The organism is Afifella sp. JA880, assembly GCF_025379905.1.
In the GTDB taxonomy this organism is placed as follows: Bacteria; Pseudomonadota; Alphaproteobacteria; order Rhizobiales; family Afifellaceae; genus Afifella; species Afifella aestuarii.
On sequence record NZ_JAOANH010000002.1, the window covers coordinates 666,635 to 685,882 of the forward strand.

A 19,248-nucleotide genomic window follows, 5' to 3' on the forward strand; every position below is an offset into this window, starting at 1 on the left:
TCAGCCGATCGCAAACGCACCGGAGAGATCGACACGGGCGGGTGCGAAAGCGGTCTCGAAAGCGCTGAGATGCGCCGGATCGGCAAAGGCCGGAACCACCGTTGAGGCGTTCACAGCACGCGCCAGACGTACGTTCTGCGGCAATGTCGGATGCACGTTGTAGCGGCGGAAAACGGCGTTCCCTTCCTGCACCATTTTGTACCCGCGCGTCGATTTGTGCAGATGACCGGTAAAGACGACGGAGAGGTCGCGCATTTGGCGATCGATAATCTCCCCGCTCACGCCGAAATCCCCATCGGCATCGGCGGCGAGAAAGACGTCAGCCTTGGCCCCGGGATCGGCTGCATCATCTGCGCTTTCGGCAAGGCGCCCGGCGCGTTCCGCCACGCCCGGCGCGGCAAACGCGCGATCGGGACCGGCGATGCGCCGAAGATATGTTCGCACGTTCTCATCGATCGCAATCTTGCGCCCGGCCTCGTCGGCAATCAGAGCCATCTCGATGCCGCGCCCATCCGGAGGGACCGGGATGAGCACACGTCCGCTTGCCGTGAGCTGCAGAACATCACCGATTTGCGCCGACCGCGGCTCGTCCGCATCGCCGTAGGAAGCATCGAGAACGATGGTCGCGGCTTCAGGCGGCGGATCGAAGGCGAAGACGTTCGATTCATCCGTGTGGTCGCCCATATAGATAAATCCACCGGCGACATCGAGGAAGGTCCAAACCCCGCCGATCGCATGCCCGTTGCGCCCTGTCTTCGCGCGAAGGCCGGCGATTTCTGTCTCGCCCTGCGCAGGGAGTTCCCGCGCGTTGGCCGGCCGGTCGATACGGGCAAGCACCGATCCGCTCGCATAAAGTGCCGGATGGCCGAGCGTCTCCAGGCTATCGAGCGCACCGATATGGTCGAAATGCCCATGGCTGATGACGACGGCGTCGACTTTGCCGAGATTTGAAAGATCGGCACGTCGGCCGGTCGCCTTCTCCTCTCCAAGATCGAAGATGATGCGCCGCCCCTCCGCCTCGACGAGAAAGGTCGCCGGCTGTTTCGGGCCGAGCCCGGACAGCGCCTTGAACGTCAACGCCATCACGCGCGTCCCGCCGGCAGCAACCAGCCATCGCGCACGGAAATTCTGACAGCCGCGCCTTCCTCAGGCGGCAGACCATGGCATTCGAGCCTCAAAACATGTTCTCCTTGTTCGATTTGCGCCGACACGATGGTCGCCGCCCCTTGGAAAGCCGCCGCGGTGACGCGCGCTTCCATCCCGGCACCATCCAGCGCGAGGTCGGCAGGTCGGACGCAGAGAAGGCGCTCTTCACCGGCCGTCGCCTGCCCTCTCACCCGCATCTGCGCACCAAAAGCCTCCGCGACGATGAAGCCGTTCTCATGGCCGAGAACCGTCACCGGCAGGACCATGCCGCGTCCGACGAAACGTGCCACCATCTCGGTTGCGGGCTCCGCGTAGAGCTCCCGCGGCGCCGCGACCTGTTGCAAAGCGCCGCGATCCATCACCGCGACCCGATCGGCAAGCGCCATCGCCTCGCTCTGGTCATGCGTCACGTAGACGAAGGTGGCACCGATCTCACGGTGAAAGCGGCGAAACTCGATCTGCATCGCCTCACGCAGATGCGCGTCGAGATTGGCGAGCGGCTCATCGAGAAGAACGACGGAGGGCTGCATGGCAAGACAGCGGGCAAGCGCGACACGCTGTTTCTGTCCGCCCGACAGCTCAGCCGGCTTGCGCCTGGAAAGGCCGGCAAGACCCACGAGTTCGAGCGCCTCCTCGATCCGCCGGCGGCATTCGCTGGCGTCAAGACCGCGTACCTTGAGCGCGAAGCCGACATTGTCGGCGACCGACATGTGCGGCCAGAGCGCATAGGATTGAAACACCATGCCGACATTGCGCTCTTCCGGCGGCAACGCCCAGCCCGCCCGGGCGACCACCGCGTCACCGAGATGCAATTCGCCCGCATCCGGCACTTCAAAGCCGGCGATCAAGCGCAAAAGCGTGGTCTTGCCGCAACCGGAAGGCCCGAGAAGCGCCAGGAACTCTCCGTTTTCGATGGCAAGGTCGACCGCACGCAGGGCGTCCGTCTCGCCGAAACGCTTGCCGAGACCCGAGGCTCTCATCCCCGCCATGGCACAACTCCGGAAGGCAGCTTTCGCGCAAAGAGGGCCGCGACGCCGGCAAGCCCGAGTGCCGCGATCAAGGCGAGCGTCGCAAGCGCCGCGGCCGCCGTCGTGTTTCCTTCTCTATGCAGGAAGAAGACCATGACCCCGAGTGTCTCCCAGCCGCTCGACCACAAAAGCGCCGAGACGGTGAGCTCATTGAAAGCCTGCATGAAAATGAGAAGCCCGCCGGCCGCGAGCGTCGGCGCGAGAAGCGGCGCGACGACGGCCTTGAGGCGTGTGAGCATGCCGGCACCGGCAGCGCGCGCCGCCTCGTCCATGCCCGGATCGAGGCTTTCCATGGCAGCGACCGTCGGGCGCAGAACGAGGGCGAGAAAACGGGCGAGATAGGCGACCAAGATGATCCAGCCGGTATTGTAGAGGCTGACGCCGAGACCAGGAAGCGGCGGCAGGAAGACGACGATAATGGCGATGGCGAGCACCGTTCCGGGAATGGCATAGGGCGCATCGGCGAAAAGGTCGAGAAGGCGCGCGAGCGGACGCCGCTCGATCACCGAAAGATAGGCGAGCGGCAGGGCCACCGCAGCGCTGATCATCGCGGCCGAAAGCGCGAGAGCGAAACTGTTGATAAAGGCACGCTGCGCGGCCTCGTAGCCGAAAAGCACGAAGCGGTAATTCTCCAGCGTCAGAGTCTCGAGCGACAGTGGCACGCCAAGTGCCGGCAACAGCGACGTGCCGACGAGAGCGAAGAGCGGCAGGATGGCGATGACGGTCAGAAAGGCGAGAAACACACCCTCGACCGGCAAACGCGCGCGGCCGAGCGGGAACGGCACGAGCGGCGCACTGGTGCGTTCCACGGCAGCTCCGAAACGCCGCGCGACGAGGCTGCGAATGAGAAGGCCAGCAGCGGCGATCAGAGTCAGAATGACGGCAAGGGCCGCGACCTGACCAAGCACCTGCGGCCCAAAACCTTGCAGGCGCTGATAGATGAGCGTCGTCAGCATCGTGTAGCGCCCCGGGATACCGAGAAGTGCCGGCACGCCGAAATTGCCGATCGAAGCGACGAAAGCGAGCGCAGCCCCACTCAGGACGGAGGGAAAGGCGAGAGGCATCAAGATGCGCATGACGATACGAAGAGGCCGGGCGCCGGCGAGCTGCGCCGCTTCGACGATATCCATGGGCAATGAAGAAAGCGCCGCGCGCACCGTCAAAAAGACGAGAGCCGCATGCTCGACGCCCATGACGATCACGATGCCCCATTTGGAGTAAAGCGGGTTGGTCATGCCGGGCTCGGGCGCAAGCCCGAGCGGCGCCAGGATCGGGCTCGTCGGACCGGTGAGCTCGATCCAGGCGAGTGCCATGATCTGCGACGGGATCAGGAGCGGCAAAAGCAGCATGAAGACGATCGCGCCCTTCCACCGCATATCGGTGAGGACGAGGAGCACGGCGGCAACGGCCCCGATCACGACGGAGACGAGCGTGGAGAGAAACGACGCCTCGAGCGTATGGCTCAGGGCGCGGATCGCGGAGCGGCTTTCCCATTGATCGAGGAACGTGCCAAAAAGCACGCCCTCCTTGTTGGGCGCCAGTGCCTCGGCGAAGAGTTGTCCAAGCGGCCACAAAGCGAAGGCCGCAAGATAGAGGGCAACGAGAACGAGGAGGAAATGGCGCTCAAGCAAGCGCAAGAGAGGCAGGCGCGAGGAGGCCGCGCCCGCCGTACCGACATCAACCGCCGAAGAGCTCAGCGAAATTCTCCTTGTTGGCCTGGTCGTTTTCAAGAAGCGTCTCGGCGTCTGTCGGCAGGATCTTGAGGCTGCCGACCTTCGGATATCCTTCGGGCGGCGTCACATCGTCGAAGATCGGGAAATAGCCCTGAGCCACGGACTGTTCCTGCGCTTTCCTGGAAAGCTGCCAATCGACGAAGGCTTTGGCGGCTTCCGCATTGTCGGTCGACTTCAGGATCGCCACGGGTTGCGAGATCGCGGTCACGCCCTCTTGCGGAAACACGAACTCGACCGGTGAGCCCTTCTTCTTGGCGTTGAAGGCCATGTATTCGATCATGATGCCATAGGCCTTCTCGCCGCGGGCGACGGCCTCGATGACGGAGCCATTGCCCTGCCCGGCGATGGCGCCGTTGTCGGCAAGCGCCTCGTAATAGTCCCAGCCGAACTCGGGCTGCTGCACCATGGTGCCGACATGGATGACGGCGGCGCCTGAATAAAGCGGCGACGGCATGGTCGTCTTGGAAGCGACGTCTTCGGCCTTCAGGTCCGCCCAGGAGGTCGGCGCCTTATCGACGAGATTGGTGTTGTAAACGATGCCGGTGGTGATGAGCTTGGTGCCGAAGAAGGTGTGGTCGGGATCGATGAGCGCGTCGGGAATATCGGCGATCGGCGCATCGTCATAGGTCATCAGCCGACCGTCATTTTTGAGCTGCGTCATGGCGACGGCATCGGCGATGAGCACGACATCGGCGGGCGAGGAACCTGCGGCGAACTCCGCGAGCAGCTTGTTCATCACCTCGGTCGTCCCGGAGCGGAAGAGCTCTACCTGAACGTCCGGATAATCCTTGTTGAAGGCCGCAATCACGCTCTGCATCTGCTCGCTCGGCTGCGAGGTGTAGACGGTGAGCGTGCCCGAGGGCTCTGCGGCAGCGCTGCCGGCCATGCCGAGGGCAAAGGCCGCAGCCGCAAGCCCGAGGATTGGCTTCATCATGTTGGACGTCCTTTTGAGGTAGAGGCGGAGAATCCGCCACCGGCTAACAGAGCCATGTGACACTTGTCTAACGCTCTTGCCTGCCTCGGATACAGCCTTGCAAGAGCGACACAAACGCCTCCCCCGCCACATCGATCGGACCTGAATTGTCGATGACGGCGACGTCCTCGCCGGTGACCGAGACGAGATCGGCCCGATCGAGACGGCGCGCGATTTCCTCCAAGCTCTCGCGCCCGCGCGCATTGAGCCTTTCAAAAAGAACATCCCGACGCGCACTCACCACGACGACGCGCAATGGCCGGTATTTCGCGCGCGCCGGCTCAATCGCCATGCGCGAGACGTTGACGACGACCGAGGACCCGCCGGCGAGATCCGCCTCGATCGCCTTCGGGATGCCATAGGCGAGCCCATGCGCCTCCCAGGAGAGAGCAAAGGCCCCCGCAGCCGCCGCTTTGGAGAACTCCGTTTCGCTCAAAGTGAGATTGTCTTCAAAATCACTTTCGCTCCGCGTCACCGTGCGACGCGGGAAAACCACGTAAGGAACATCCAAAAGCCTCTGCCGCGCATAGTCGATCAGACTGTCCTTGCCGGCCCCGCTCGGACCGACGACAAGCACCAAGGTGCCGGTGCGAAAAGGCTGTGGATCATTCACGCGACGCGACGCCCCTGGCGCCAGACCGACCGCACCACCGGCACGCCGTCGTCGAAACGCACCTGAACGAAATCGGCGCGCTTGCCAGGCGCAATCACGCCGCGGTCATCGAGCCCGACCGCTTTTGCCGGATTGGCCGAGACCATGGCAACGGCTTGCGGCAGATCCACCCCCTCGACGATCTCCGATATCGCGAACACCGCCTGGATGAGGCTGAAAGGCACGTAATCCGAAGAAAGCACGTCGAGGAGGTTCTCCGCGGCGAGTTCGGCTGCGGCGACATTGCCGGAATGCGAACCGCCGCGCACGATGTTGGGCGCCCCCATCAAAACCTGCATGCCCGCCTCTTTGGAGGCGCGAGCCGCCGCGACTGTCGTTGGAAACTCCGCCACATGCACACCGAACTCGATAGCCTCGGCGACATGCGCCTCGGTCGCATCGTCATGGCTCGCCAGCCGGATACCGCGCTCACGACAAAGGTCCGAAATGAGCTTGCGGTGTTGGGCAGACCAGCGTCCCCCCTCCGCCATACGGCGATCGACGAAACTCTGAAAAGCTTCGTCGTCCATACCGGTCTTGCCCTGATAATAGATCTTGTAAGCGTCGAAGCTCGCAAACTGCCGCTGTCCGGGCGTGTGATCCATCAGCGAGACGAGCTTGAGCCGTGGATCGTTCTCGAAAAGCGCGAAACCGTCCATCACGTCTGAGGCGGAGACCTCGCATCTGAGATGCACGAAATGCTCGGCTCTGAGCCGGCCCTTGTCCTGGCTCTCCTCGATCGCATCGGCAAGCCCGCGCATTTCCTGGACCTGGACGCGCGCATCCTCGTCGGCGCCGACCCGAAGCGCATCGAGCACCGTCGTGATACCGGAGGTCGCGACCTGTGCATCATGCGCCTGCACGGCAACGGCCGGATTCCACCGGACACCAGGGCGCGGTGCGAAATGGCCCTCGAGATGATCGGTGTGGAGCTCCACAAGCCCCGGCAGCAGCCAGTCACCCTCAAGATCGATACCACCCGACCCGGTCCCAGGATCGGCGACCTCGCGGATCATCTCTCCGGCGACCACGAGATCGCCGCCTTCAACCGAATCGGCAAGGACCATGCGGGCGTTGCGAAAAACGATTTCGCTCATGTGTTGGGTTTTCTTTCGCTGGGCCCGCGCAGATTGCAGCGGGCGTGAACTTGAAAAAAGGCTCCACGCTCCGGCTCGGTGAGAAGCGAGACGCCGTCGAGCGCGAGCGAGGTTTCGATGACGGAACCGAAATGCTGGTGAAGCGCGCCCTCCACGATCGAGCGTCGCTCGCCTGAGACCGGGCCAGTCAGTGTCATGTGGAAGCGGAATTCATCGAAGACATAAGGATAGCCCCAGCGATCGAGATAGTCGCGCTGGCGTTCGGTGAGCTCCTCCGGCCTGCGGCGTGCACGATCTTCATCGCTCAGGGGCGCGCGAAACGGCTCAAACGCCTCCACCGCCGCGTCCGCGAGCGCCCGAACCTCGGGCACGTCATTCTGCGGCACGAGCGCAAAGAAGGGCCCGATGGCGCGGATCTCGAGCGGCCCGAGTTCGATGACACCATGCTCAGCGCAGAAGTTGCGCAACGCCTGATCCACATCCTCCTCCGACGCGCCGTCGACAAGGGCGAACGGTGGCTTCAACGTGGCGTGGAAGCCGTAACGCCGCGGCGCCTCGGTGATGGCGCGCACTTCCTCGGCACTCAAGGCACCCACAGCCTTTTGCTGGACCGGACCATCGGAAAGATCACGGCCGATCCAGTCATTGGCGGCCTGGGTGATCGGATGGTCGACGGCTGGAGTGAAATAGATGGCGACGCGCATGGGGATCTTTCGTTGGTGTCTCCTCAGATCACCACTTTGCGCAATTGTGCCGAAAGGATGTCCACGATGGAGACGGTGACGATGACGATCAGGATGATCGCCGCTGTCTCGGCGTAGAGGAAAGAGCGGATCGATTCAAACAGCACCTGCCCGATACCACCCGCGCCGACGATGCCGAGAACCGTCGCCTGGCGCACATTCGTCTCGAAGCGATAGAGCGAAAACGAAATCCACAAAGGGGCGACTTGCGGAACAACGCCGAAGACGATCTCCTGCAGGCGTGTCGCGCCGGTGGCGCGGATGCCTTCGACAGGCCTTGGATCGATGGCCTCCACGGCCTCCGAGAAGAGCTTTGCGATAATACCTGTATTATGCACGAAAAGCGCCATCACCCCGGCAAAGGGGCCGAGCCCGACCGCTGTGACGAAGAGGACGGCGAAGACGAGCTCGTTGATCGCACGGGTCGCATCCATCAGACGGCGCACCGGCTGCACGATCCAGATCGGCGCGATGTTCGAGGACGACAGAAGCGCGAAGGGAATGCCGAAGACGATCGCCAGCACAGTGCCCCAGACAGCGATCTGCACGGTGAGGATCATCTCCTCGACGTAATAATGCCAGTCACGGAAGTTCGGTGAGAGAAAGCCGCCCGCGTAGTCGGCCATATTGCCGGCATCGGTGAAGAGGTTGAGGAAGCGCACCATCTCGGCCGGCCCCCAGCTCCAGATCAGCACCAGCGCGATGCCGCCCCAGACGAGATAGCTGTAGAGCCGGTCGGTGAAACTGCGCGGGGGGACCGAGACCGTCTTCTCAGCCTGTGTGGCTATCGCCATTCGTCTCTCCAGTGAAAAGCGCCGGACCCAGGGTCCGGCGCCAGATCAACAAAGGTTTCAGCCTCAGGCCTGCGGGACCTTGTCCATCAGCTTTTCGATCTCGGCCTTCTCGGAATCGAGCTTTTCGAGTTCGCTCTTCTTCTCATCATCCGACATCGTGTCGGCCGCTTCGATCTTCGCTTCCTGCTTGGTGATTTCCATGATGCGGATCGGATAGAGCTGCGCATCGGAAGACGGCTTGAACGGCGCCCAGCCGAGACCCTCGAGGACTTCCCGCGCTCCGGCGACCTCTTCGGGCGTGCCGAGGCGGCCGTAGCTCATGATGAAGGTGTAGACTTTGCGCTTGGTCTCCTCGTCGAGATCCTTGCGCCAGACGAGCGGGTCGGACGGGATCAGCGGCGACTGCCAGATCACTTTGATCTTCTTGCGCGCTTCCGGCGCCGTCACTTCCAGGCGGCGGAGGTTTTCCGTGTTGTTGGCGGCGACGTCGACCTGACCGTTGGCCGTCGCCATGGCGTTCGCCTCATGATTGGCGTTGCGTACCGTCTTGAAGCAATCCTGCGGCGTCACGCTGTTCTTGGCGAAGATGAACGTGGTCGGTACGAGGAAGCCGGAGGTGGAGTTCGGATCGCCGATGCCGAAATCCAGCGACTTGTCGCATTTCAAGACGTCGTCGAGCGAATTGATCTTGTCGTTGTCGGCCTGCGTGATCAGCACCGACCAGTAGCCGGGATTGCCTTCCACATCGACGGTCTGCGCGAAGATCTCGCCATTGGCGCGATCGACGGCCTCCATCGCGGACTTGTTGCCGTACCAGGCGACATCGACCTTGCCGAAACGCATGCCTTCGATGACGCCGGCATAATCGGAGGCGAAGAAGGCGTTCACCTTGAGGCCCGTCTGCTCGGACATCTCCTCAAGGAACGGATCCCAGACCGTCTTCAGGTTCTGGCTCGATTCCGTCGAGATGATGCCGAAGTTCAGTTCCTGCTGATCCTGCGCAAAGGCGCCGGAGGTGCCGAACGCAGCCAGGAGGGCGGCGGCGGCAATACCTTTCGTCAGTCGGTTCATGTCTCACTCCTCGATTGCTCCGCCGCGGGGGCGGGAGTTCACCGCCTCGTGGCGGATCAAGTCACAGCCAATTCGCGGGCCATCTTGGCGACGGCGGGCTCGGGGCGTTTCACTGGCTGCGGCTGCTCGGCCGGCGCGCCCGGAAGAACGAGCTCCTCGCTCGCATCGCCGTAGATCTCGCGAAGAAAATCGTCGGTCAGGGCCGCGGACGGCCCATCGAAAGCGACCTCGCCATCCCGCAAAGCCAGGGTGCGCGGGCAATAAAGGCGCGCATATTCCACCTGATGCAGGGAGACGATGACGGTGATGCCGTCGGCACGGTTGATCTCGCCGAGCGCTTCCATCACCCGCCGTGCGGATAACGGGTCGAGCGAGGCGATCGGCTCGTCTGCGAGGATGACCTTGGCGCCCTGAACGAGTGCTCGGGCGATCGCCGCACGCTGCTGCTGCCCGCCGGAGAGCGTCGACGAGCGTTGCCGCACCGTCTCGGCAATGCCGACACGGGAAAGCGCCTGCATCGCCTTCTCCTGCTCGCCCCGCGTGAAAAGGCCGAGCGTTCCACGCCAGGACGGCACGCTGCCGAGGCAGCCGACGAGCACATTGGTCAGGACCGACAGGCGCCCGACCAGATTGAACTGCTGAAAGATGACGCCGATCTCACGCCGGATACGGCGCGCATCGTGCGACAGACGGCCGTCCACCTGCATGATGCGGTCGAGCACCGTCACGCGGCATTCATCGCCGCTGCCACGCTCCAGACCGGCGATATGGCGGATGAGCGTCGATTTGCCGGAGCCGGAGGCGCCGATCAGCGCCACCATCTCGCCCGGCGCGACATCGACACTGACATTGCGCAAGGCGAGCGTCTTGCCGTAGCGCTTCGACAGCTTTTCGACACGAACTGCAGGAACATTCGAAGGAGCGGTTACGGGCATCGGCCTCACCTGCCCGGCCTGCCGGGCTTATCGATAACCGTTCCCTAACAGCCGACCTTATCGCTTCGATTTCGCTTTCATGACATTTCGAAGTCGCTGGAAAAGCCTCGGGAGAGGTCACGCAAGCAACTGATCAGACGGCCTTTTCTTCGTACTTTGCGAGAAACTCCTCGACCGAAAGCGCCCGGAAATCCGCCAGCGCCGCGCGAAGGCAGGCATGCGGCCAGTCCCACCAGGCAAGCTTCTGAAGGCGCTCCGCAATCTCTTCGGGAAATCGCCGCTTGATGACCCGCGCCGGCACGCCACCGGTGATCTCGTAGGCGCCGACAGAACGGGAGACAACAGCGCCGGCCGCAACGACCGCCCCATCGCCAACCGTCACGCCCGGCAAGAGGATTGCGCCATGGCCGATCCAGACATCGTTGCCGATCGTGACGGCGTTCGCCTCGCGCCAGGCGAAAAGCCCCTCATCGGCTTCCGCATCGTCGAAGTAGTCGTTCGAGCGATAAGTGAAATGGTGCTGGCCCGCCCGCCACATCGGATGGTTGGAGGCGTTGATCCGCACGTTCTGAGCAATTGAGCAGAACTTGCCGGTCGTCGTGCGCGCAACGTTGCCGTCCTCGGTGATGTAGGAATAGTCGCCAAGGGACGAGTTCTGGAGCTGCGTGCGCGCGCCGATCGCCGTATAGCGCCCGAGCCGGCTGTCGGTCACCACCGCGTCCGGCGCAACGAGCGGCGTCTCCGAAAGCTTCGTCATGCAGCGGCTTTAGGGGCAAACGCGGTCACGTCGACCTCTCGGTCGGCCACGGCGGCGCGCATCTCCGCGTCATGAAAGATCCCGAGGAAGCTGCGGCCCGCAGCTTTTCCCTCTTCGATCAAGGCAATCACCACATCCCGGTTTTTGGCATCGAGCGAGGCCGTCGGCTCGTCGAGAAGCAGGAGCGGATGGCCGGCAATGAAGCCGCGAGCGATGTTCACGCGCTGCTGCTCACCGCCGGAAAAGGTAGCGGGCGGCAGGTGCCAGAGCCGTTCCGGCAGGTTGAGGCGGGCAAGAAGCGCGTTGGCCTTGGCGAGCGCCTCCTCGCGGGAACAGCCCCGCTCCACGAGCGGCTCGGCGACGAGATCGCGCGAGGCGACGCGCGGCACGACGCGCAGGAATTGGCTGACATAGCCGAGCGTGTCGCGACGAACCGCCAGCACACGCCGGGGATCGGCCGTGGCGATATCGATTACATCCCCCTTGCCCGCGACACGGATCGCGCCGCGATCGGCAGAGTAATTGCCATAGATCATCTTGAGGATCGAGCTCTTGCCGGCACCGGATGGCCCACCGAGCACGACGCATTCGCCGGGCATGAGCGTGAAGGAGACGTTTTCGACGACCGGAATATGGATGCCGCCGCGCAGATGCATGGTGAAGCTCTTGGCGACATCGGCGAGTTCAAGACGGGGCTGCATCGCTCACACCTGCAGGATCGAAGAGACAAGAAGCTGCGTGTAGGGCGCATGCGGATCGTCGAGGACACGGTCCGTCAGCCCCTCCTCGACCACCTCGCCCGCCTTCATCACCATGATGCGGTGGGAGAGGAGCCGGGCGACGGCGAGGTCGTGCGTGACGACGAGGGCCGCCATGTCGAGATCGGCGACGAGCGCGCGGATGAGATCGAGGAGCCTCGCCTGCACGGAGACATCGAGCCCACCCGTCGGCTCGTCCATAAAGACGAGGCGGGGCGCGGTCACAAGGTTGCGGGCGATCTGCAGGCGCTGGCGCATGCCGCCGGAAAAGCCGCGCGGATCGTCGTCGATGCGGTCGGCAGGCACCTCCACGCGCTCAAGCCAGGAGAGCGCCGAACCGCGGATCTTGCCGTAATGCCGGTCGCCGATCGCCATCAGCCGCTCGCCGACATTGGCACCCGCCGAGACGTTCATCCTGAGCCCGTCGGCCGGGTTCTGATGAACGAAGCCCCAATCGGTGCGCATCAGGAAACGCCGCTCCGCCTCGCCGAGCGCAGCAAGATCGCGCACGACACCGTCGCGCATACGGTAAGAGACGCGGCCTGATGAAAGCGGCAATCGGCCGGAAACGCAGTTCAACAATGTCGTCTTGCCCGAGCCGGATTCGCCGACGACGGCGAGCACCTCGCCCGGATAGAGGTCGAAGGAGACATCGCGGCAGCCGATGCGCGGCCCATAAAAGCGCGTCAGCCCATCGACGGAAAGAAGCGGCGCATCATCCAACAGCGCGCTCATGCGCCCTCCTCCATGGCCGCCGCGAGGTGACCGCGATGCCCTTCTTCACGTCGGCCTTCACAGAAATCGGTGTCGGAGCAGACGAACATGCGCCCGCCTTTGTCGTCCAAGATCACCTCGTCGAGATAGACGCCTTCCGCACCGCACAGTCCGCAGGGCTCGGAGAAATGCTGCACCTCGAAGGGGTGGTCCTCGAAATCGAGGCTTTCGACCCGGGTGAAGGGCGGGATCGCATAGATGCGCTTCTCGCGCCCGGCGCCATAGAGCTGCAGGGCCGGCGAGTTCGTCAGCTTGGGATTATCGAATTTCGGAATGGGCGACGGATCCATGACATAGCGATCCTCCACCTTCACCGGATAGGCATAGGTCGTGGCGATATGGCCATGGCGGGCGATGTCCTCGTAGAGCTTGACGTGCATCAGGCCATATTCTTCCAGCGCATGCATGACGCGCGTTTCCGTCTCGCGGGGTTCGAGAAAGCGCAACGGTTCCGGGATCGGCACCTGGAAGACGAGGATCTGCCCGGCTTCGAGCGGCGTTTCAGGAACGCGGTGGCGCGTCTGGATGATGGTCGCCTCGGCCGTGTGCGTGGTGGTGGCGACGCCCGCGACCTTGGCGAAAAAGGCGCGGATGGAGACGGCGTTGGTGGTGTCGTCGGCACCCTGGTCGATGACTTTCAAGACATCGTCGGGGCCGAGGACCGAGGCCGTCACCTGCACGCCGCCGGTGCCCCAGCCGTAGGGCATCGGCATTTCGCGGCTCGCAAACGGCACCTGATAGCCCGGGATCGCCACCGCCTTCAAAATGGCGCGGCGGATCATCCTTTTCGTCTGCTCGTCGAGATAGGCGAAGTTGTAGGGAGTTTCGGGCTTGTCTTGCGAGGTGTTCATCGCTGGGCCTCCGAAGAGGCGCTTCGGTACGGCGGGCGCGCCCTCACCCACCTGCCTAGCAGTTGCCGATGGCGCACGGCTCCGGCGGCTTGTTCGCTTCCTCTCCCCGCTGGGGAGAGGTGCCCGCGCAGCGGGCGGTGAGGGGTGGAGACGACCGCGGACGCAAACATCGAGGGTTTCCGCCACCCCTCATCCGGCGCCTTCGGCGCCACCTTCTCCCCACCGGGGAGAAGAACAGTGGCCCGCTGCAACGCTTGGGCACGTGAGGTCGACTCTGCGGCAGCAACCGCGCCAGACAAGACTGTCGTGAGCGCTCTCATTCTGCCGCCTCCTGATCTTCCTGCCCGTCTTTGGCCGGGCCACGACCGGCTTCAAACTCCGCTCGCAGCCGCCGGATCAGCTCCAGTTCGGCCTGGAAGTCGACGTAATGCGGCAGCTTCAGATGTTCCACGAAGCCCGTCGCCTGAACGTTGTCGGCATGCGACAGCACGAATTCCTCGTCCTGCGCCGCCGCCGTCTGATCTTCGCCGAGTTCGCGCGCCCGAAGTGCCCGGTCGCAAAGCGCCATCGCCATCGCCTTGCGCTCAGCTTGGCCAAAGACGAGGCCGTAGCCACGCGTGAATTGCGGCGGCGCCTCGGCACTGCCCTTGAACTGATTGACCATCTGGCACTCCGTCACCTTGATGCGCCCGAGAGGCACCGGAAAATCGAGACCCGGTACCTCGATCTCGACATCGACCTCACCCATGCGGATTTCGGCCGCGAAAGGGTGCGAGCGGGCAAAGCCCCGCTGTGTCGAATAGCCGAGCGCCAGGAGAAAACCCTCGTCGCCGCGGGCGAGCGCCTGCAGGCGGAGATCGCGGCCGGCCGGAAACGACAGGGGCTCGCGCGTGAGATCGGCAGGCTCGTCTTCGCCCTCCGGATCAGGCTCGATCAGCCCGGCCTGGCCGAGAAGATCGGTGACGCGCGGCATCGCCGCCGATCCTGGATCCTCGGCGCTCGCCGCCTCCACCGCGTCGTCGTCCTCGAGGGCGGGATCGAGAAGCCGATGCGTGTAGTCGAAGGTCGGTCCGAGAAGCTGCCCGCCCGGCAGATCCTTGAAGGTCGCCGAGATGCGCCGCTCGACGAGCATCCCTCCCGTTTCGATCGGCCGAGACGCGCCGAAGCGCGGCAAAGTCGTGCGATAGGCGCGCACCAGGAAGATCGCTTCGACGAGATCGCCCCGCGCCTGCCTGATCGCGAGCGCCGCGAGCCGCCGGTCATAGAGCGAGCCTTCGCTCATCACCCGGTCCACGGCGAGCGACAGCTGCTCCAGGATCTGCGTGACGGTCAGCGACGGGACGCTCCGATCGCCGCGCCGCTTCTCTGCGAGAAGGCGATGCGCATTGGCGATCGCCGCCTCGCCGCCTTTTACCGCGACATACATCAGGCCTCTCCCATGATCCGAGTGGAGCGCGGCAGCCCGAGGATCGCCGAGGGGGCGGCAAGCACGAGATCGACGCCGCGAGGAAAGAGCGTCCGGTTGGAGCGGAATTCTTCGACGAGCCTTTCCGGAAGGCCCTCGACCTGCACGCCCGCCACGTCCTCGATGCCCGGACCGGAAAGCCAGAGATTGCGGCCACGTGAGAAGCCGGCGACCTGCACGATGAGCGTTGTGGAGCGATCGGGATATTGCTCGGTCCCAAGCCCGAACTCCAACAGCGCCGGCATTTTTTCGGGATCGGCGACCACGGCAAAGAGCGCCCGCGCCGGCACCACCACGATTGGCGCGCCGATGTGAAAGCCGACCCATCCACGCACCTCGCCGCTGGCGTTCAACGCCTTGTCGAGAAAGACCGGCGTATCCGCATCGGCAAGGGCTGCGAGAACGGCGGCCGCCGCCGGCTTCAGGGGAGGCGGAGGCGCCACAAGCCGAGGCATGTCGACGACACGGCCAGGTCGCGACAGAGCATCGAGCAGCCGCCGAAACACCGCCTGCGAAGAGAAGACCGGATCCTTGAAACCACCGCCAAGCGCGTCTGCCATCAGTCTTCTCCCCGCACCATGGTGAAGAAATTCACCCGGGTCGCCGCTGTTTTCACGCGCACCTGACGGTCCTCCTCGGCGGCTCGTGCCGCGACCGGAGCCACCACGCGATCTTCCACGAAGGCGCGCGTCGCCTCGCTTTGCCAAAGCGCGTCGAAGACGGCGACAAGATGCGCCCGCTCGCGGTCGCGCCCGAAAATATGGCCGTAGCCCACCTCGCCGCTTGCAAGCCGAACCACCGTCCGCGTCACCGTCACCTCGCCGAGATTGAAGGGAGCGCCACCACCGCCGATGCGCCCGCGCGTCATGGCGAGACCGAATTCCGGAGCCCTCAGCACCTCGAATTCCGGCGAAGGGCTAAGCGCTCTCAAAGCCCCGGCGAGCTCATCGGCACGGGCGCGCACGAGGACGGAAAGCACCTCCCGGCGCCGCTTGAGTGTTTCCGTCGCGAGGTCCGAGTCCTCGGGAGCGGCCGCGTTCCGGTCGCGAGTTGCGCTGGCGGTGTCTGCCATGTCGGAACCTCGAGCTTCAACTTGTCTATTGTTATATACAAGCATACAATAGGCTGACAAGCTTGACACAACGATGACGGTCCGACGCTCGGGGGACGAAAACGACGATGGAGAATGTGCATCGCGGAGCCGGCGTCTCGTTGTGGCGCCAGATCGCCGATCTGTTGCGCGGTGAGGTACTGTCGGGGCGCTGGCCGGCCGACACGGCCCTGCCCTCCGAAAGCGCCTTGTCGGAGCGTTTTGGCGTCAACCGCCACACGCTGCGCCGCGCGCTCGCGGCGCTTGCTGCGGAAGGGCTGGTGCGCTCCGACCAGGGCCGCGGCACCTTCGTCACCTCGGAGCGCCTCGCCTATCCGATCTCGCGGCGCACCCGCTTTTCGGAAATCGTCAGCCGTCAGGCGCGCGCGCCCGGCGGCCGCCTGATCGCAAGCCGTATCGAGCCCGCGCCCGTCTGGCTCGCCGACCATCTGAAGCTCGCGCAGGGCACGCCGCTCATCACCCTCGAAACCCTGAGCGTCGCCGACGGAGTACCGATCTCAACGGCAAGGAGCTGGTTTTCCGCCGAACGGTTTCCCAATCTCGTGGCGGTCTATGCCGAAACGGGATCGATCACCCGGGCACTCGCCCGTCACGGGGTCGAGGATTATGTCCGCCGCTGGACCAAGGTGCGTGCGCGATCTGCAGAGCCCGCCGAAAACGAGAAACTCGCTCTGCCGCGCGGGGCGACCGTCCTCGTAACGGAATCGCTCAATGTCGAACCGGACGGCACGCCCCTGCATCTATCTCTGACGAGTTTTGCGGCGGAGCGCATGGAAATCGTCATCGAATCTGGCGATATCTAGGAGGCCCTAGGGAGCGCCTCAGGCAACATCAACGAGGAGATGGCTCGGACCCGTAGTCGCACTGGAAGAACGTGCCAGGCTGGGGCATCATCTAGAAATCACGGCACTGCCGACGCATTCGCATCGAGCCGGTCGACCACCGTTGATACTGCACGAGCACCGTCCGAGAGAATAAATGAAAGCAGTTGATGCCGAGCGACAATTGCTCGTCGCGCTGATCTCGAAATTCACCGATCACATCCAACTGGACGGCAACGGCCATCTGACGATGGACGGGCCGGATTGGAAGCCGATCACGACGTTGCCCATTCTCCGCTCGCTCCAGCCCGAGACGGAGGTAACAAGCGCTCTCGACGCCTACACCCGCCTCAAAACCTTCGTTGAGACGGCGGATACGGATCAACTGCTGGCCACGAATCTCGGCCTCACGCCCCCGCAAGGCGTCCACTTCGTCGATGGCGGCGACAATCTGTTCTATGATTTCGTCAACACCGACAGAACGCTCACCGAATTGGAGCTTGCCGGCGCCGAACTGCAAGGCAGCATCCTCGATTTCGGCTGCAGCAGCGGACGCAATATTGCAGTCATCACGCGCGCCGGCCTGGACCGCCTGAAGGTCTTCGGAGCCGATCCGGTCCCCTCATCGATCGAATGGGCGAAAGCGAACGTCCCGGGCGCCGAGTTTGCCGTCTCGCAGCAGGAGCCGCCCCTTCCCTATGACGAGGCGAGCTTCGATCTCGCCTACGCCAAGAGCATCTGGACGCACTTTTCGCCGAGGGCGGCACGCGCATGGATGGAAGAGATCGCGCGGATCTTGAAACCCGGCGGGTATTTCTTCTTCACGATCCATGGCCCGCACGACGTGGCAAACCGGCTCGTCTTCGACTTTCCAAGGCCACGATACCCGAACATCTCCAACGGCGAGTTTCCGGACAAGGTGTCTTTCCTGGAAGCCGTCATCGCCGGCCTGCGCGGAGACGGGCATTTCTTCCGGCCCTACACCACCGTGCGCACGCAGGGCGACCTCGGGAAGCTCGAAGGTGCCACCACGGAGGATTGGGGGCTCATGTTCATGACGACCGAGTACCTGCAGCAGCACATTCTCCCTCCCCGCCTGGAGTTCGTGCGCTTCACGCCAGCAGCTACAGCCGGGCGATTGGACGGATGCGTCGTGCGGAAATCCTCGTCCCAACGTCCCGCCAGCGGCACAGGACCACACCGCAGCAGCCTTCGTCGGGTGGCCCGAAGCTGGCTGCCGCGGCGCGGCTAGGTCGGATCACTCCAGGCCCATGCAATTGGCGTAATAGGTGACCGTCGCCGGCCAGTCGGAGAACATGCCGATAACGCCGACATCCTTGGCGAGCACGTCGATCACCTCGTATTCGTCGCCCGGATGCGAGATCGCATCCTCGACCGACTGATAGTAGTAGCCGCCGCCATCGGTCAGCGTGCCGGAGCGCTCAAGCGACCAGGTGATGATCTGGAGACCCGCCTCCTTCGCAGCCTTCGCATAGGCCGACGGCACGATCTCTCCCGCCTCGTCGAGGGTGAGGAGCATATGGCTCGGCGGCGCGATGATCTTCACGCCCTCGTCGGCAAGCTCCTGCATCGACGGCTCGAACGTCTCCGGATTGTTGGCATCGAAGCCTTCTAGCGTCTCGTCGCGATCGTCGAGGAAGACGCCCTGTTTGCCGAATTCCGGATCGTTCTTGATCCAGTAGAGGACATCGCGGAGCTGGAAGGATTGCGGATAGACGTCGCTCGGATCGACCCCCGCCTCCTTGTATTCGTCGATCATCTGCTGGGCGTAATCGTCCTGGGTGTAATCGCCTTCGAACGGCATCTCCACGCTCGGCTCCTTGAGCTCGGGCGTGAACTTGACCCCGAGATCCTTGAAGAGCGCGATCGATTCCTTGTGGGACATCAACTCGCCGTTCGTGGCGTAGAGGTCGGTGCGCCAGGACGGCGTTGCATCCATGAATTCGGCAACGCTCATCGCATCCGGATTGCCCGCATCCATCTTGCCCTTGAGCGACTTGAACTCCGCAAGCGTCAGATCGGACGTGCAGCACTTCACCTCAGCCTTCTTGTCGCCGGAGGCCGGGCTGAACGGGGTCGTGCATTTCGCAGCGAGATCGTCGTGGGCGAGAATATCGGTCGTCGTAGCGAGATCGCATTGCGAATGCCGGCAGACGAGCTCGCGATCCCTGGTGAAGGCGACGTCGCATTCGATGATGCCGGCCCCCATCACGGCCGCCGCCTGATAGGACTGGCGGGTGTGTTCTGGAAACTGCATCGGCGCGCCGCGATGGCCGATGGAAAACGCCGTGCGATAGAACGGTCCGGTCTCGCAAGCCTTGAGCGCATCCTTGAGCTCGCCCTCGTCCATGTCGTTGACGAGATAGAAGGGCCGCGGGCCGAGCTGCGCCTGCGGACGGTTATCCTGCGGGAGGGAATCCTGGGCGAGCGCATCGGCTGCAAAGCCGCAGACCACACCCAAAAGGGCGCCGGCGGCAAAGGCCGAACGAACGAGAACGTGCTTCATGGGCTAAACCTT

General features: G+C 63.9%; 20 protein-coding genes. 2 read left to right on the plus strand and 18 right to left on the minus strand.

Annotated elements, in window-relative coordinates:
- The 17 genes from NYQ83_RS11380 to phnG all read right to left on the minus strand — a co-directional run bounded on the left by NYQ83_RS11380 (position 1) and on the right by phnG (position 15,849).
- Complete coding sequence (locus NYQ83_RS11380) at positions 1 to 1,083, minus strand: MBL fold metallo-hydrolase (protein ID WP_261214742.1); 1,083 nt, start codon at positions 1,081 to 1,083, stop codon at positions 1 to 3.
- On the minus strand, positions 1,083 to 2,135 hold the full coding sequence (locus NYQ83_RS11385) for an ABC transporter ATP-binding protein (protein WP_261214745.1): 1,053 nt from the start codon (positions 2,133 to 2,135) through the stop codon (positions 1,083 to 1,085). The genes NYQ83_RS11380 and NYQ83_RS11385 overlap by 1 nt, the downstream gene beginning before the upstream one ends.
- Positions 2,123 to 3,811, minus strand: coding sequence for an ABC transporter permease (locus NYQ83_RS11390; protein WP_261214747.1), 1,689 nt, complete (start codon positions 3,809 to 3,811; stop codon positions 2,123 to 2,125). Before NYQ83_RS11390 ends, NYQ83_RS11385 begins: the two co-directional genes overlap by 13 nt.
- 40 nt (positions 3,812 to 3,851) lie before the next feature.
- Positions 3,852 to 4,841: an ABC transporter substrate-binding protein gene (locus NYQ83_RS11395; RefSeq protein ID WP_234628824.1), complete on the minus strand. Its 990-nt coding sequence runs from the start codon at positions 4,839 to 4,841 to the stop codon at positions 3,852 to 3,854.
- Positions 4,842 to 4,908: 67 nt separating this feature from the next.
- Positions 4,909 to 5,493, minus strand: coding sequence for a phosphonate metabolism protein/1,5-bisphosphokinase (PRPP-forming) PhnN (phnN, locus tag NYQ83_RS11400; protein ID WP_261214750.1), 585 nt, complete (start codon positions 5,491 to 5,493; stop codon positions 4,909 to 4,911).
- Complete coding sequence (locus NYQ83_RS11405) at positions 5,490 to 6,629, minus strand: alpha-D-ribose 1-methylphosphonate 5-triphosphate diphosphatase (protein WP_261214751.1); 1,140 nt, start codon at positions 6,627 to 6,629, stop codon at positions 5,490 to 5,492. The genes phnN and NYQ83_RS11405 overlap by 4 nt, the downstream gene beginning before the upstream one ends.
- A complete protein-coding gene (locus NYQ83_RS11410) occupies positions 6,626 to 7,333 on the minus strand; it encodes a DUF1045 domain-containing protein (RefSeq protein WP_128291176.1) in 708 nt (235 codons plus the stop codon). The genes NYQ83_RS11405 and NYQ83_RS11410 overlap by 4 nt, the downstream gene beginning before the upstream one ends.
- 23 nt (positions 7,334 to 7,356) lie before the next feature.
- Positions 7,357 to 8,166, minus strand: a complete 810-nt coding sequence (gene phnE / locus NYQ83_RS11415) for a phosphonate ABC transporter, permease protein PhnE (protein WP_128291175.1) — start codon at positions 8,164 to 8,166, stop codon at positions 7,357 to 7,359.
- Positions 8,167 to 8,229: 63 nt separating this feature from the next.
- Positions 8,230 to 9,237 carry a phosphonate ABC transporter substrate-binding protein gene (phnD, locus tag NYQ83_RS11420; RefSeq protein WP_261214755.1) on the minus strand — a complete coding sequence of 336 codons (1,008 nt, stop codon included), beginning with the start codon at positions 9,235 to 9,237 and terminating at the stop codon, positions 8,230 to 8,232.
- Positions 9,238 to 9,293: 56 nt separating this feature from the next.
- On the minus strand, positions 9,294 to 10,172 hold the full coding sequence (gene phnC / locus NYQ83_RS11425) for a phosphonate ABC transporter ATP-binding protein (protein ID WP_261214757.1): 879 nt from the start codon (positions 10,170 to 10,172) through the stop codon (positions 9,294 to 9,296).
- 133 nt (positions 10,173 to 10,305) lie between these two features.
- The gene (locus NYQ83_RS11430; protein ID WP_261214759.1) at positions 10,306 to 10,929 is read right to left on the minus strand and encodes a DapH/DapD/GlmU-related protein; all 624 of its coding nucleotides are present in this window, start codon (positions 10,927 to 10,929) and stop codon (positions 10,306 to 10,308) included.
- Positions 10,926 to 11,630, minus strand: coding sequence for a phosphonate C-P lyase system protein PhnL (phnL, locus tag NYQ83_RS11435; protein WP_261214761.1), 705 nt, complete (start codon positions 11,628 to 11,630; stop codon positions 10,926 to 10,928). Before phnL ends, NYQ83_RS11430 begins: the two co-directional genes overlap by 4 nt.
- A 3-nt stretch (positions 11,631 to 11,633) precedes the next feature.
- On the minus strand, positions 11,634 to 12,410 hold the full coding sequence (gene phnK / locus NYQ83_RS11440) for a phosphonate C-P lyase system protein PhnK (RefSeq protein WP_261215186.1): 777 nt from the start codon (positions 12,408 to 12,410) through the stop codon (positions 11,634 to 11,636).
- An 8-nt stretch (positions 12,411 to 12,418) separates the two neighbouring features.
- Positions 12,419 to 13,312 carry an alpha-D-ribose 1-methylphosphonate 5-phosphate C-P-lyase PhnJ gene (locus NYQ83_RS11445; protein ID WP_261214763.1) on the minus strand — a complete coding sequence of 298 codons (894 nt, stop codon included), beginning with the start codon at positions 13,310 to 13,312 and terminating at the stop codon, positions 12,419 to 12,421.
- A 316-nt stretch (positions 13,313 to 13,628) separates the two neighbouring features.
- A complete protein-coding gene (locus NYQ83_RS11450; RefSeq protein WP_261214765.1) occupies positions 13,629 to 14,738 on the minus strand; it encodes a carbon-phosphorus lyase complex subunit PhnI in 1,110 nt (369 codons plus the stop codon).
- Entirely contained in the window at positions 14,738 to 15,337 is a 600-nt protein-coding gene (gene phnH / locus NYQ83_RS11455; protein ID WP_261214767.1) for a phosphonate C-P lyase system protein PhnH, read from the minus strand. The genes NYQ83_RS11450 and phnH overlap by 1 nt, the downstream gene beginning before the upstream one ends.
- A complete protein-coding gene (gene phnG / locus NYQ83_RS11460) occupies positions 15,337 to 15,849 on the minus strand; it encodes a phosphonate C-P lyase system protein PhnG (RefSeq protein WP_261214768.1) in 513 nt (170 codons plus the stop codon). Before phnG ends, phnH begins: the two co-directional genes overlap by 1 nt.
- Before the next feature lie 107 nt (positions 15,850 to 15,956).
- On the opposite strand from phnG, the gene phnF reads away from it, so the two are divergent.
- A complete protein-coding gene (gene phnF / locus NYQ83_RS11465) occupies positions 15,957 to 16,691 on the plus strand; it encodes a phosphonate metabolism transcriptional regulator PhnF (RefSeq protein WP_261214770.1) in 735 nt (244 codons plus the stop codon).
- A gap of 175 nt (positions 16,692 to 16,866) precedes the next feature.
- Positions 16,867 to 17,961, plus strand: coding sequence for a class I SAM-dependent methyltransferase (locus NYQ83_RS11470; RefSeq protein WP_261214772.1), 1,095 nt, complete (start codon positions 16,867 to 16,869; stop codon positions 17,959 to 17,961).
- 6 nt (positions 17,962 to 17,967) lie between these two features.
- Here the strand turns inward: NYQ83_RS11470 and NYQ83_RS11475 are convergent, their stop codons facing one another.
- A complete protein-coding gene (locus NYQ83_RS11475) occupies positions 17,968 to 19,236 on the minus strand; it encodes a glycerophosphodiester phosphodiesterase family protein (protein WP_261214774.1) in 1,269 nt (422 codons plus the stop codon).
- Positions 19,237 to 19,248: the final 12 nt, after the last annotated feature.